This is a genomic window from Sphingomonas sp. ABOLH (genome assembly GCF_003951715.1).
GTDB lineage: Bacteria > Pseudomonadota > Alphaproteobacteria > Sphingomonadales > Sphingomonadaceae > Sphingomonas > Sphingomonas hankookensis_A.
Genome location: NZ_QQWV01000006.1, coordinates 21120 through 34489 on the forward strand (window position 1 = coordinate 21120; position 13370 = coordinate 34489).

Consider the following 13370-nt stretch of genomic DNA (forward strand, 5'->3'; position numbering starts at 1 on the left):
AGGGGAGGAAGCGTGATGGTGGTTCGCCATAAGCAGGTTGCTATGGACGGTTTGAAGGCGCGCAAGCGGCTGGGTGCGACGGCATCGATGCTCGCGCTGACGGTGGCGGTGCAGCTGGCTGCGACCGGCGCCATGGCCCAGACGACGGTTGCGCCCGCATCGCGCGACGACACGTCGAAGCCGCAGACCGAAGTTCCGCCGCAGACCGACGGCATTCCTGCCGGCAGCAACGCGGGCAAGCGCCCCGTGTCGGGCAGCACCTCGATCGAAAACCAGGGCACCGTCGACCAGTCGAACGTGACGGCATCCGACGTCCAGACCCCGGGCGCCGCTACGACGGACGGAGATGACATCGTTGTCACCGGCCTGCGTCAGTCGCTGGCGAACGCACAGTCGATCAAACGCAATGCTGACACCGTTGTCGACGCGATCACCGCCGAAGATATTGGCGCCCTGCCCGACCGTTCGGTCAACGAAGCGCTGCAGCGCGTTGCCGGCGTCGCGATCACCCGCTTCGCCGCCGCGACCGACACCGCGCACTTCTCGGTCGAAGGCTCGGGCGTTACGATCCGCGGCCTGTCCTACGTCCGTGGCGAATTCAACGGTCGCGACAGCTTCGGCGTCGGCGGCGGTCGCGAAATCGGCTTCAACGACGTGCCGACCGAACTGGTCGGCTCGGTCGAGGTGTACAAGAACCTGACCGCCGACATGATCGAAGGCGGCATTTCGGGTTCGGTGAACATCAACACCCGCAAGCCGTTCGATACCAAGGATACGCTGATCTATCTGTCGGGCAGCGTGAACTATGGCGACTATAACGGTCGCAGCGAACCGGCCGTGGTCGGCCTGTTCTCGAAGCAGTGGAACCTGAACAACGGCGGCCGTTTTGGCATCATGGCCAGCGGCAGCTACAACCGCCAGCGCAGCCGGTCGGACTCGGTGTTCTATTCGGCGTTCCTGCCGCGCTACAACGACGACAAGAACGGCAATGGCGTGCAGGATGCGGGCGAAGGCCGCGTGCTGAACGCCGGCACCCCCTATCAGTCGACGCTGTTCGACCGCTATCCGGTGCCGTCGGGCCGCAACCTCGTCTACGTGCCGCTGGGTGCCGGCATGCGAATGCAGAATTTCGACCGCAAGCGCGTCGGCTATTCGGCGGCGGCGCAGTATGAGAACGCGTCGCGCAACCTGTTGGTCACCGCGCAGTTCCTGCGCGCCGAATCGTCGCAGACCTGGCTCGACCGGACCGTCGAACCCAATGTCTATTACGCCGACGCCAACGCAATCTTCCCGGCGGCCGGCACCACGCCGACCTATGACGATGACGGCATCTTCACCAACGGGACGCTGATCCGCGAGGGCGGCGGCCAGTACACCACGCTCGGCAACCGCTACTTCTCGACCAACGGTCATACCCAGGACCAGTCGCTGAACGTGAAGTGGGATCCGACCGATCGCCTGCACCTGAATTTCGACGGGCAGTATGTCTATTCGAAGGCGCGCGATTCGGACGACGTCGTCGAACTCGCGAACTTCAACGGCGTGCGGATCGATGGTCGCGGCGACGTGCCGCAGATCAACCTGATCCCGGCGAACGGCCAATCGGTGCGCGATTACTTCGCCAGCCAGACCAACACCTATATCCGCGACGCGATGAACAATCGCACCCATGCGGATGGCGACGAATGGGCGTTCCGCGCCGATGCGCAGTACGACGTGTCGGACGATTCGTTCCTGCGCAAGGTGCGCGTGGGTGGCCGCTATGCGACCCGCGACCAGACGGTGAAGGCCAACGACTACAACAACTGGGGCGCGGTGTCGGACACCTGGACCTCGGCGCTGGCGACCGTCGACAAGTATCGCGACAGCATGTCGCCGGTGAACTTCGCCGACTTCTATCGTGGGCAGGCGGTCCAGCCGCCGACGGCATGGGGCATCCGCGACAACATCCTGACCGACCATGACGCGCTGACCGCGCTGCTGCGCACGGCGACCCGTCAGGGCGGCGGCGGCTACACCCCGCTGGAGGATCGCGGCGCGAACCTCGTGGACGGCTATTTCCGGCCGAACGAAGTCTATCGCATCACCGAAAAGACCTATTCGGGCTATGCGCGTCTCGACTTCGGCGTCGACGAGATCGGTGGCGGCGAAGCCAACCTGTCGGGTAACATCGGCGTGCGCTTCGTCCATACCGAGGACCAGTCCTTCGGTGCGACGGCGTTCCCGAACATCGCCAACACGCTGGGCGGGTTCCCGACCGTGGCGGCATTCTGCGCCAGCCCGAACACCACCGGCACCGTCCGCCCGATCTGTACGCTGACCGCGGCGCAGCAGCAGGCGATCGTCGCCTTCTCGAACAACGGCTCGCTCAACGACGTCGCTGCGCAGAAGTTCGACAAGTGGCTGCCGAGCCTGAACATCAAGTTCCAGCCGAACTCGCAGCTGCTGTTCCGTATCGCGGCGTCGAAGGCGATTTCGCGTCCGGGCTTCACCGACCTGCGCAACTTCGTTGGCCTCGCACCCTCGGCGTCAAACACGACCGGCGTCTATGGCTTCTCGGCCAATGCCCGGAACCCGTTCCTGCGTCCGATCGATGCGAAGCAGGTCGACCTGACCGCCGAATGGTATTTCGCCAAGGTCGGCTCGCTGACCGCGGCCGTATTCTACAAGGAACTGTCGAACATCATCCTCGACAATTTCGGGTATAGCCGCAGCTTCACCAACAACGGTCAGACCTTCGCCGCCACGATCAACGGTCCGGTCAACGTGCCCGGCACCGCCAACATCAAGGGCGCCGAAATCTCGTACCAGCAAACCTACGACTTCCTGCCGGGCGCGCTGCGCGGGCTGGGGACGCAGGCGACGTTCACCTACATCTCGCCGGGTCAGTTGCCCAACGCACGGCCGGACAACCGTCCGGAAGACGGCAACCGTCCGCCGCTCGACGTCGCCGGCCTCTATGACGGCCTGCCGCTGGCGCAGCTGTCGAAGTACAACTTCAACGTCTCGGCCTTCTACGACCTTGCCGGCGTCTATGCGCGCATCGCGTATAGCTGGCGTTCGAAGTATCTGCTGACCAACCGCGACTGCTGCTTCCCGTTCCTGCCGGTCTATTCGGACGCGACGGGGCAGGCGGACGCATCGCTGTTCTACACGGTCAACCCACAGTTCAAGATCGGCATCCAGGTCCAGAACCTGCTCGACGCGACGACCAAGACGTCGTTCGTGCTGAACAGCGACGGCCTCGAGGCGCCCCGCTCCTACTTCAAGAGCGATCGCCAGTTCCAGCTGAGCGTCCGCCTGACCCTCTGATTTCCTTCCCGGAAACACCTGACCCCGGGGGTCGCGACCAACTGTCGCGGCCCCTTTTTTCATGTGCGCGACCCGGATGGGGCGAATAGCAGAAACAAATATCAATATTGTCGTTGACAGCGGTGACGCGCACCGACCACTCTGCCCGCCAGATCGAACGACGCGCCGGCACGGGATCGGCACGCTGGAAGGGGACCTGATGACGACATTCGCCCGCCGCACATTCCTTGGCACCTCCGCGCTGCTGGCAGGCTGCACCATGGCGCCGCCGGTCGCGACCACGCCTGCCGCGACGAACCGGGCGTTCGTCCGGCGGGACGGTATGCGGCTGATGGTCGGCGACGAACCCTATCGCTTCGTCGGCGCGAACATCTGGTATGCCGCCTATCTGGGGGCCGATGCGCCTTATGGTGACCGCGCGCGGCTGAGACGGGAGCTGGATGCGCTGGCGGCGATGGGCGTCACCAATTTGCGCGTGCTGGCATCGGCCGAGGAAGGGCCGCTCAGGAATTCGATCAAGCCGGGCTTTCGCGGTCCCGGCAAGGATTACAACCAGACGTTGCTCGCGGGCCTCGACTATGCGCTCGCCGAAATGGCGAAGCGCGGCATGCGCGCGGTGCTGTACCTGACCAATTTTTGGGAATGGTCGGGCGGCATGATGACGTACCTGTCCTACGTCAATGGCGGCCAGTATCTGAACATGAACGATCCGGCGCATCCATGGCCGGAATTCGCCAATTACAACGCGCAATTCTATGGCAATGCCCGCGCGACGGAACTGTATCGCGACTGGATCCGCGCCGTCGTCGGCCGGACGAACAGCGTGACCGGCATGCGCTATGCCGACGATCCCGCGATCATGGCGTGGCAGCTGTCGAACGAACCACGACCCTCGGGCGACTTGGCGCATGCCAATCTGCCGCAATTCTACGCCTGGGTCCGCTCCAGCGCGCAGCTGATCAAGTCGATCGATCGCAACCATCTGGTCTCGACCGGCAGCGAGGGGCTGAAGGGCGGGCTGGAGCGCGCCGATATCGTGCTGGCCGAACATGCCATCCCCGAAATCGACTATCTGACGGTACATATATGGCCCAACAACTGGGACTGGGTGAAGCAGACCGACCTCCCCAACACCGCCGTCAGGGGTGAAATGTTGACGGACAAGTATATCGCCGACCACGTCGCGCTGGCCCGCCAACTCGACAAGCCGATGGTGATCGAGGAGTTCGGCTATCCCCGCGACGGCGGCAGCAACGATCCCGCCGCGCCTACGACCTGGAAAGACCGCTTCTACGGCCGCATCTATGCCGCGGCGCTCAAGAGCATGACCGAGGGCGGGCCGATCGTCGGCACCAATTTCTGGGCGTGGAATGGCGAGGCGCGGGCGCAGCACCCCGACTATCGCTTTGCCGAGGGCGACCGGCAATATATGGGCGACCCGCCCCACGAACCGCAGGGCTGGTACGGGATCTTTACGGGCGACACGACGATCCGGCTGGTCGCGGATCAGGCGGCGGCGATCGCGCGGCTACCGCGCTAGGACGGGTCAGCGCCGGGTGCCCTCCAGCCCCGGCGCGACCACCGCCTGTGCAAGATAGCGCGGCGCGACCCGCGCCTTGGCGCGCTGCTCATAGGCGTAGCCTGCCGACAGGACCGCCGCATCGGTGCCGGCGGTGCCGATGAACGACAGTCCGACCGGCAGCCCCTGCATCAGCCCCATCGGCACGGTCAGATGCGGATAGCCGGCGACCGCTGGCAGTTCGGACGCGGACGGACCGCCATATTGGTCGCCATAGACCGGATCGCTGAGCCACGCGGCGGCATAGGTCGGTTCGACCAGCAGGTCGGCGCGCGCGGTCTTGAGCATCGCATCGATCCCCTCGCGCCCCGCCAGCCGGAGCGACGTCGCGCGGGCGGTGCGATAGGCAGGATCGGCCAGTCCCTTGGTCTTCGCCGCCTCCTCGAACAGTTCCTGTCCGAAGAATGGCATTTCGGCCGCGACATGGGCGCGGTTGAAGGCGATGACCTGTTCAAGGGTCCGGGCCGTCACCGTCGCGGGCGTGGTGGCGAGATAGGTGTCGAGATCGGCCTTCAACTCGGTCTTGAGCACCAGCAACTCCGCCTCGCCCAGTCCGTCGAGCTTCGGCGGGGTGACATCGACCAGCGTCGCCCCGGCGGCGCGCAGGACCTTCAGCGCCGCATCGAAGCGTTCGGCGAGCGCCGCCGGCATGCCGGCCGGCCGGATCACGCCAACCCGCTTGCCGTTGAGTGCCTCTGTTGACAGACCGGCGGCATAATCGCGGACGACCGTACGGGCGGTCGCAGCGTCGGTCGGATCGGGTCCAACCATCGCTGACAGCAACAGCGCGACGTCGCGCACCGACCGGCCCATCGGGCCCGGCGTGTCCTGGCTATGGCTGATCGGCACGATTCGGCTGCGGCTGACCAGGCCCAGCGTCGGTTTGAACCCGACCAGCCCGTTGATCGACGACGGACACACGACTGAACCATCGGTTTCGGTCCCGACCGCGACCGCAGCCAAACTGGCGGCAACGGCCGCGCCTGATCCGGAGGACGATCCGCACGCCGTCCGGTCGAGCGCATAGGGATTGCGTACCAGCCCGCCGACCGCGCTCCACCCGCTCATCGACCGGGTCGAGCGGATGTTTGCCCATTCCGACAGGTTCGTCTTGCCGAGGATCACCGCCCCGGCACGGCGGAGATAGGCCACGACCGGCGCATCGCGGCGGGCGACATTGTCTTTCAGCACCAGGCTGCCGGCGGTCGTCGCCATCGGATCGGCGGTTTCGATATTGTCCTTGATCAGGACCGGCACGCCGTGCAGCGGCCCGCGTACCCGCCCGGCGCGACGTTCGTCGTCCAGCGCCTTGGCCTGTGCCAGCGCATCGGGATTGGTCGCGATCACGCTGCGCAGCATCGGCCCCTGCCGGTCCATCGCCGCGATCCGCGCGAGATAGGCCTGGGTGATGGCGACGCTGCTGGTCGCCCCCGACTGCATCCGCCGTTGCAACTGATCGACCGAGACTTCCTCGACCGGATCGGTCTGTGCAGCGACGGGCGCAGCAACCATCGCCAGCGCCGCCACCCTGAAAACTCCGTGCCAGCGCATATCCATCCCCCGTTCGATCCGACCGGGCCAAGCTATCGCAGCGCAGGCCCGGCGCAATGGTCGAAACGGACGCCAGACAGCAAAAACCCCGCCAATCCAATGGACTGACGGGGTTTTCGAAATGGTGGGCGCGGCAAGGATTGAACTTGCGACCCCTGCGATGTCAACACAGTGCTCTACCACTGAGCTACGCGCCCGGCGCTCTCTCTGTTTCCGGAGAGAGCGAAACCGGAGTGGCGCTGTTAGCGGCGCCGATTCTCCCTGACAAGCCCTTAATTGCTCGTTGGGATTCTTTCTCCCTCGAACAGCCGATCGACCTCCGCCACCAGCTCGCGAAGGTGGAACGGCTTGGACAGGATGCGTGCGTGCGGCACCTGTCGCCCGGCCTTGAGTGTCACCGCCGCAAAGCCGGTGATGAACATGACGCGCAGGTCCGGCACCATTTCCCCGGCGCGTTGCGCCAGTTCGATGCCGTCCATCTCGGGCATGACGATGTCGGTCAGCAGCAGGTCGAACGATTCGGTCTGCAACAACGGGATCGCCGCCGTGCCCCGGTCCACCGCGCTGACGAAATAGCCGGCACGTTCCAGCGCGCGCGTCAGATATTCGCGCATCACCTGATCGTCCTCGGCCAGCAAGATTCTGAACATCCGACTCCCTTCGATGCCAGCCCTATTCCTAGGCGAAGGTGGTTAAGATTTTCCAGCCGGACGCTCGACAAGCGCGACGGAGCGTGATCCTTTGCGACCGATGGAAGCTTCCCCCACCCCGCCCTCGTTCGACCGGTACGGACCCGACGAACCGGTATCGCCGGTGGTGGTGTCGGTGCCCCATGCCGGGCGGCAATATCCAGCGGCAATGCAGGCGCTGCTGACCGTGCCGGTCGCGCGACTGACTGCGTTGGAGGACCGGCATGTCGATGCCGTGGCGATGCAGGCGGTTGAACGGGAGGTGCTGTTCGTCGCCCGGCGCGCGCGTGGCTGGATCGACCTCAACCGCTCTCCGCTGCGCGACCGCGATCCGCAGGTCGATGCCGGTGCCGATCCGCGCGGCTTTGCGGCGCAGGCATCGGACAAGGTGCGCAGCGGCATCGGGCTCATCCCCCGCCGGGCGGGCGGGGCCGACAATATGTGGCGGCGCAAGCTGAGCGATGCGGAGGTTACGGCGCGGATCGCCCAGGACCACGCCCCTTATCATGCCGCGCTCGACGGCGCGCTGGCCTCTGCCCGGGCCCGGTTCGGCGTCGCACTGCTGCTCGATCTCCATTCGATGCCACCGCTGCCCGGCGTCGTGCCGGCGCAGGTGGTGCTGGGCAATCGCCACGGGCACAGCTGCGCTTCGCTGTTCACCGACACGGCAGCAGCGATCGTGCACGAAACCGAGCTGCGGGTGGCGATCAACTACCCCTATGCCGGCGGCCATATCCTCGCCAGCCATGCGCGCCCGCGTGCCGGTATCCATGCACTTCAGCTGGAAATCGACCGCAGCCTGTATCTCGACGAGGAGTTCGATCAGCCCGGCAACGGTGTCGCAACCACGGTGGCATGGGTCCGCGCCATGATCGATGCGCTGGCCGAGGTGGCGCTGTCCACCACCCACCGCATCGCGGCAGAGTAGCACAAGAAAAAAGCCACCCCGCGCGGTTGCACGGAGTGGCCAAGGTTCAGGGAGGAGGCGCGTGAAACGCGCCGCACGGCCCAACGAAAGGGGGGAACATCGGACCGTGTATCTGCAACTTAGGAAGGCGGTCGCAGGGGTTCAAGACCCATTTTGCGATTGACCGTGACTTTATCGCCACGGCACGTCAGCGCGCCGCGCGTGGCCCCGGCAGCATCCGCGACAGCACGCCGTCGCGCAACAGGAAATGATGCCGCAGCGCGGCGGCGACGTGCAACGCGACCAGTCCGAGCATCGCGAATCCGAGCAGCTCGTGCGCTTCATGCCCCAGATGGGCGAGCGACGGCGGGATCGGCAGATAGGGGATCGGGAACAGCGCGAACCAGTCGAGCGGATAACGCTTCTCGCCCGACACCATCGCCCAGCCGCTCAGCGGCAGGACGATCAGCAGAATATAGAAAAGCAGGTGCGTCGCATGGGCGGCCATCCGCTCCCATCCCGGCGTTCCCGACGGCAGCGGCGGTGGCCGATGGCCCAGACGCCAGCCGATCCGGCCGAGCGTCAGGACCAGCACGGTGATGCCGATCGCCTTGTGCGCCGGCATCGATCCGCCGATCAGGCCGATCCAGAGGTTGACCAGCACCAGCGCCGCGATCGTCCAGTGGAACAGGATCGCGATGCCGGAATAGCGCCCTCCCTGGATCGGCCGGACCGTCATCAGAAGGTTGGGACCGCGACCGGCTGCGGCTGCACCTTGCCCTGCTGCATCTGGCGCGCGAAAATGTCGCGCATCAGCGACAGCGAGAACAGATGGGCGAAGATCAGCGGCAACATGCCCGACTGCTGCATTTTGTGCAGCTGATCGCCGCGCAGTTCGTTCAGCTTTTCCTCGGACACCATCTGGAAGCCGCGGTACACGAAGGGCTGGTCGTTGCCTTCCTGCTGGATAGCGACTTCGCCGTCCATCAGCAGGCCCAGTTCCTTGATCTCCTTCATGAACATGCCGGTGCGCTGCCCGGCCTGTTCGAACTGTTCGTTAAAGGCGAGGATCTGCTTGGTCACTTCGCTCGGCTGGTCGCCGTCGAACAGCGGCTCGCCATCCTCGAACGGGCCGATGACGTCCGACGTCGGGTCGAAGCACAGCGACAGGTCCTCCGAGTCGGGACGCAGCCGGGCGAGCAGATACGGATAACGGCGGATATAGGCCGGGATATAGGTGTCGAGGTCGCGCAGGCGGCCGTCATCGTCGAGGAAGGTGTTGACGCCTTCGTTCAGGCCCATCAGCGCCAGCGGCACGGGGTCGTCACCGACCGAGAACACGATCGGCATCCGGCGCTGCACCAGCGGGAATTCCTCGACCGTGACGGGGATCGCGTGCTGCCCGACCAGGAACGGCGCGGTTTCGCTCGCGCGGACCTTCCAGTTGGCATGCGTCTGGCTCGAAAGCGGTTCGAGCTGGTTGTAGAACAGCGGAAGCGATTGATTCTGCGGCGCGCTGGCCATTTCAGGGTCTCCAGATACTCTATAGTCGGCCCGGCGATACCATGCCGGGCGGCCGCCCCCCCGGGCGAGCCTCGACCCCCACGTCTATGGATTGGCGCTGCGGGGTGCAAGCGATACGAGCTTGCCGGGATTGAACAGGTTCAGCGGGTCCAGGCCGCTCTTGATCCCGCGCAACGCCGCCAGCCGGGCGGGCGGGCCGAGTCGCTCCAGTTCGCCACGCTTCATCTGGCCGATGCCGTGTTCGGCCGAGATCGATCCCCCCGCCGCCGTCACCGCATCATGGACGAAGCGGGTGATGACCGGCGCATCCTCGGCATACCAGCGCGCCGGGTCCGCCCCGACCGGCGCGCGGACGTGGAAATGGACATTGCCGTCGCCGAGATGGCCGAAGGCGGTGGCGTGAGTCCTGGGGAAGCGCGCTTCGGCCGCCGCCGCCGCCTCGACCATGAAGCGCGGCATCGTGTCGACCGGCACCGAAATATCATGCTGTACCGCCGGGCCGGTCGACTTTTCCGCCGCCGACAGCGAATCGCGCAGCGTCCAGAAGGCTTCGGCCTGCGCCTCACTGCTCGCCAGCACCGCATCGGCGACAAGTCCCGCCTCGACGCCATCGGCCAGTAATTCCTCCAGCAGCGGCGCCGGCGGCAATTCGCCGGGGGCGGCGACCGCCTCGATCAGCAACTGCCATGGATACTGGCCGGACAGCGGCGCGCGGGCGCCCGGCAGATGGGCGACTGCCAGCGCCAGCGTGTCGGCGGGGATGATCTCGAAGCTCTCGATCCGGTCGGTCGCCGCCTGCATCCGCCGCAACAGGTCCAGCCCGGCCTGCGGGTCGGCGATACCGGCCCACGCCACCGCCCGCTCGGCGATCGCGGGCACCAGCCTGAGCGTCGCGGCGGTGACGATCCCCAGCGTCCCCTCCGCCCCGACCAGCAATTGCGTCAGGTCGTAGCCGCGATTGTCCTTGGGCAGCGCGGCGAGGCCGCCATGGACCGTCCCGTCGGGCAGCACCGCCTCGATCCCCAGCACCAGCCGGCGCATATTACCCCAGCGCAGCACCTGCGTACCGCCGGCATTGGTCGACACCAATCCGCCGATGGTGGCGCTGCCCCGCGCGCCCAGAGTCAGCGGGAAACGCTGCCCCGCCGCTGCCGCCGCCTCGTGCAGATGTTGCAGGATGACGCCGGCCTCGGCCACGGCCTGCCCATCGGACACCTGGCGAATTCGGTTCAGTCGGCGCAGCGACAGCAACACCGCCGATCCATCGGCCGGCGGGGTCGCGCCACCGACCATCGAGGTGTTGCCGCCCTGCGGCACCAGCGCGACACCGTGCCGCCCGGCCAGCGCGACCACGCCTGCAACCTCGGCGGCATCCGCCGGCTCGAACAGCGCCGCGCTGATCCCGTGATAACGCCCGCGCCAGTCGGTCAACCACGGCGCGATCCGATCGGCATCGGTGGTCACGATCCGGTCGCCGAACGCAGCCCGCGCATCGGCGACCATGGCGGCTATGGCGTCGGTCGTCATCCGAAGGGGTTAGCATCCCGATCCCCCTTGCCGCCAGTTCATCTGCGGTTAAATTCCGGCATAGGATGATATCCTCGTGACCGCACTGCCGCTTTCCGCAGCGACCATGATGTTGCTCCTGCTCGCCCTGCCCGGCGCGGCACAGCGTCGTCCTGCCGAGGCGCCGCCGACGACGACCGTTCGGACCGAGGTGCGGGTACAGCGCGTGATCCTGCGCGTGCCGCGTGCGCCCTTCGCCCCCGTGTCCTACAGCGCGCCCCGCGCGCTTCCGCCCATCCAATGGGTCGAGAAGCGCACCGACCGCTGCGTACCGCTGCAGAATCTGGCGGCGGTGACGATCAGCCGCACCGACAGCGTCGACCTGCTGCTCAGCAGCGGCGGCCGCCTGCGCGCGCGGTTGGCCGACGATTGCCCTTCGCTCGATTTCGTGTCGGGCCTCTATATCAAGCCGAGCGGCGACGGGCGGATGTGCGCGTCGCGCGACGTCATCCGGTCGCGTTCGGGTGGCCAGTGCCGCATCGCCGCGTTCCGGGCGCTGGTCCCGGCGCGCTGACCCACGGAAAACTTGACTTTTCCGGTGTTTTTCGCAAGGGCCGGTCGGATTTATCGGAGCGCGGTCGTGTTGCGTTCCCCAGCCATGGAATCGCAATGACCTTTGCCGATCTCGGCCTGTCCGACGAACTGCTGCGTTCCGTCAACGATTCGGGCTATACCGAACCGACCCCGATCCAGGCGGCGGCGATCCCGTCGGTCCTGATGATGCGCGATCTGGTCGCCATTGCCCAGACCGGCACCGGCAAGACCGCGTCGTTCGTGCTGCCGATGATCGACATCCTGGCGCAGGGGCGCAGCCGGGCGCGGATGCCGCGTTCGCTGATCCTCGAACCGACGCGCGAACTGGCCGCGCAGGTCGCCGAGAATTTCGAGAAGTATGGCGCTAACCACAAGCTTTCGATGGCGCTGCTGATCGGCGGCGTGTCGATGGGCGACCAGCTGGCCGCGCTGGAAAAGGGCGTCGACGTGCTGATCGCGACGCCGGGCCGGCTGATGGACCTGTTTACGCGCGGCAAAATCCTGCTGACCGGCTGTTCGATGCTGGTCATCGACGAAGCCGACCGGATGCTCGACATGGGGTTCATCCCCGATATCGAGGAAATCTGCACCAAGCTGCCCAAACAGCGCCAGACGCTGCTGTTTTCGGCCACCATGCCGCCGCCGATCAAGAAGCTGGCCGACAAGTTCCTCGACAATCCCAAGACGATCGAGGTAGCCCGTCCCGCCACCACCAACACCAACATCACCCAGCATGTCGTGCCGGTCGCGCCCGCGAAGAAGCGCGACGTGCTGCGCAAGCTGCTGGCGCAGGAAGACGTTCGCACCGCGATCATCTTCTGCAACCGCAAGACGACGGTGCGCGAACTGAACAAGAGCCTGCAGCGCGCCCGGTTCCGCTCGGCCGAAATCCATGGCGACATGGACCAGTCGGCGCGCATCGCCGAACTGGAACGCTTCAAGCAGGGCGACGTGTCGATCCTCGTCGCGTCGGACGTCGCCGCGCGCGGTCTGGACGTGAAGGGCGTCAGCCACGTCTTCAACTTCGACGCGCCGTGGCACCCGGACGATTATGTCCACCGCATCGGCCGCACCGGTCGTGGCGGCGCGACCGGGGTCGCCTACACGTTGGTCGCGCCGGACGATGCCGAGAATATCGCCAATATCGAAAAGCTGACCGGGCAGAAGATTCCGGTGCTCGACATGGGCAGCGCGCCCACCGAAGACGCGCCCGAGCCGGAGGTGGTCGAGGAAGCACCGCGCCGTGGCCGTCGTCGCCCCGCCGCCGAAGCCGAAGCAGTGCCTGCCCGCAGCCCCCGCCCGGAGCGCGACGAACGGCCGGCCCGCGAGGAGCGCCGCCCCCGCCGCGAGCGCGAAGAACGCTACGACGAACGCCGCGGCGAGCGCCCCGCCCGCTATGTCCAACAGGACGCGGTCGAGGACGGCGCATGGAACGGCCCCTTCCCCGCCTTCCTGAACGTCCGCATCCCCGGCTGATCGCCGTGGACGACGATCCGTTCGAAACGGTCGCGGTACAGGCGATCGAAAGCCCGTGCGTGCTGGTCTGTTCGATCGATGCCGCCACTGGCTGGTGCCTCGGCTGCGGGCGCACCCGTGACGAGATCGCGCGCTGGACCGCGATCGATTCCGACGCGCGCCGCGCGGTGATGGCGGTGCTGCCGCAGCGGATGGCCGTTCTGGAGCAATAGCTTAGGCGGACCCTGGGCGC

At 66.4% G+C, this 13370-nt stretch carries 11 protein-coding genes and 1 tRNA gene; 6 read left to right on the plus strand and 6 right to left on the minus strand.

Annotated elements, in window-relative coordinates:
- Window positions 1-42: 42 nt before the first annotated feature.
- Window positions 43-3312 carry a TonB-dependent receptor gene (locus CA237_RS04345; protein ID WP_066691409.1) on the plus strand — a complete coding sequence of 1090 codons (3270 nt, stop codon included), beginning with the start codon at window positions 43-45 and terminating at the stop codon, window positions 3310-3312.
- A 199-nt stretch (window positions 3313-3511) separates the two neighbouring features.
- Window positions 3512-4852 (plus strand): cellulase family glycosylhydrolase, encoded by a 1341-nt coding sequence (locus tag CA237_RS04350; protein WP_126013088.1) that lies wholly within the window; start codon window positions 3512-3514, stop codon window positions 4850-4852.
- Window positions 4853-4858: 6 nt separating this feature from the next.
- Here the strand turns inward: CA237_RS04350 and CA237_RS04355 are convergent, their stop codons facing one another.
- From CA237_RS04355 to CA237_RS04365, 3 genes are all read right to left on the minus strand, one after another.
- Window positions 4859-6448, minus strand: a complete 1590-nt coding sequence (locus CA237_RS04355) for an amidase (RefSeq protein ID WP_066688586.1) — start codon at window positions 6446-6448, stop codon at window positions 4859-4861.
- A gap of 116 nt (window positions 6449-6564) precedes the next feature.
- Window positions 6565-6639 (minus strand) — tRNA-Val (locus CA237_RS04360).
- Between the two features lie 75 nt (window positions 6640-6714).
- Window positions 6715-7092: a response regulator gene (locus CA237_RS04365; RefSeq protein WP_055761907.1), complete on the minus strand. Its 378-nt coding sequence runs from the start codon at window positions 7090-7092 to the stop codon at window positions 6715-6717.
- Between the two features lie 100 nt (window positions 7093-7192).
- On the opposite strand from CA237_RS04365, the gene CA237_RS04370 reads away from it, so the two are divergent.
- Entirely contained in the window at window positions 7193-8059 is an 867-nt protein-coding gene (locus CA237_RS04370) for an N-formylglutamate amidohydrolase (protein WP_066688583.1), read from the plus strand.
- A gap of 187 nt (window positions 8060-8246) precedes the next feature.
- Here the strand turns inward: CA237_RS04370 and CA237_RS04375 are convergent, their stop codons facing one another.
- The 3 genes from CA237_RS04375 to CA237_RS04385 all read right to left on the minus strand — a co-directional run bounded on the left by CA237_RS04375 (window position 8247) and on the right by CA237_RS04385 (window position 11089).
- Window positions 8247-8777, minus strand: a complete 531-nt coding sequence (locus CA237_RS04375) for a cytochrome b (protein ID WP_066688582.1) — start codon at window positions 8775-8777, stop codon at window positions 8247-8249.
- Window positions 8777-9562 carry a SapC family protein gene (locus CA237_RS04380; protein ID WP_126013091.1) on the minus strand — a complete coding sequence of 262 codons (786 nt, stop codon included), beginning with the start codon at window positions 9560-9562 and terminating at the stop codon, window positions 8777-8779. The genes CA237_RS04375 and CA237_RS04380 overlap by 1 nt, the downstream gene beginning before the upstream one ends.
- 84 nt (window positions 9563-9646) lie before the next feature.
- Window positions 9647-11089 (minus strand): FAD-binding oxidoreductase, encoded by a 1443-nt coding sequence (locus CA237_RS04385; protein WP_066688580.1) that lies wholly within the window; start codon window positions 11087-11089, stop codon window positions 9647-9649.
- 76 nt (window positions 11090-11165) lie between these two features.
- On the opposite strand from CA237_RS04385, the gene CA237_RS04390 reads away from it, so the two are divergent.
- From CA237_RS04390 to CA237_RS04400, 3 genes are all read left to right on the plus strand, one after another.
- Complete coding sequence (locus CA237_RS04390; RefSeq protein WP_066688578.1) at window positions 11166-11642, plus strand: hypothetical protein; 477 nt, start codon at window positions 11166-11168, stop codon at window positions 11640-11642.
- A gap of 95 nt (window positions 11643-11737) precedes the next feature.
- Window positions 11738-13138 carry a DEAD/DEAH box helicase gene (locus CA237_RS04395; protein WP_066688576.1) on the plus strand — a complete coding sequence of 467 codons (1401 nt, stop codon included), beginning with the start codon at window positions 11738-11740 and terminating at the stop codon, window positions 13136-13138.
- Between the two features lie 5 nt (window positions 13139-13143).
- The gene (locus CA237_RS04400; RefSeq protein WP_066688574.1) at window positions 13144-13350 is read left to right on the plus strand and encodes a DUF1289 domain-containing protein; all 207 of its coding nucleotides are present in this window, start codon (window positions 13144-13146) and stop codon (window positions 13348-13350) included.
- The last annotated feature ends 20 nt before the right edge of the window (window positions 13351-13370 follow it).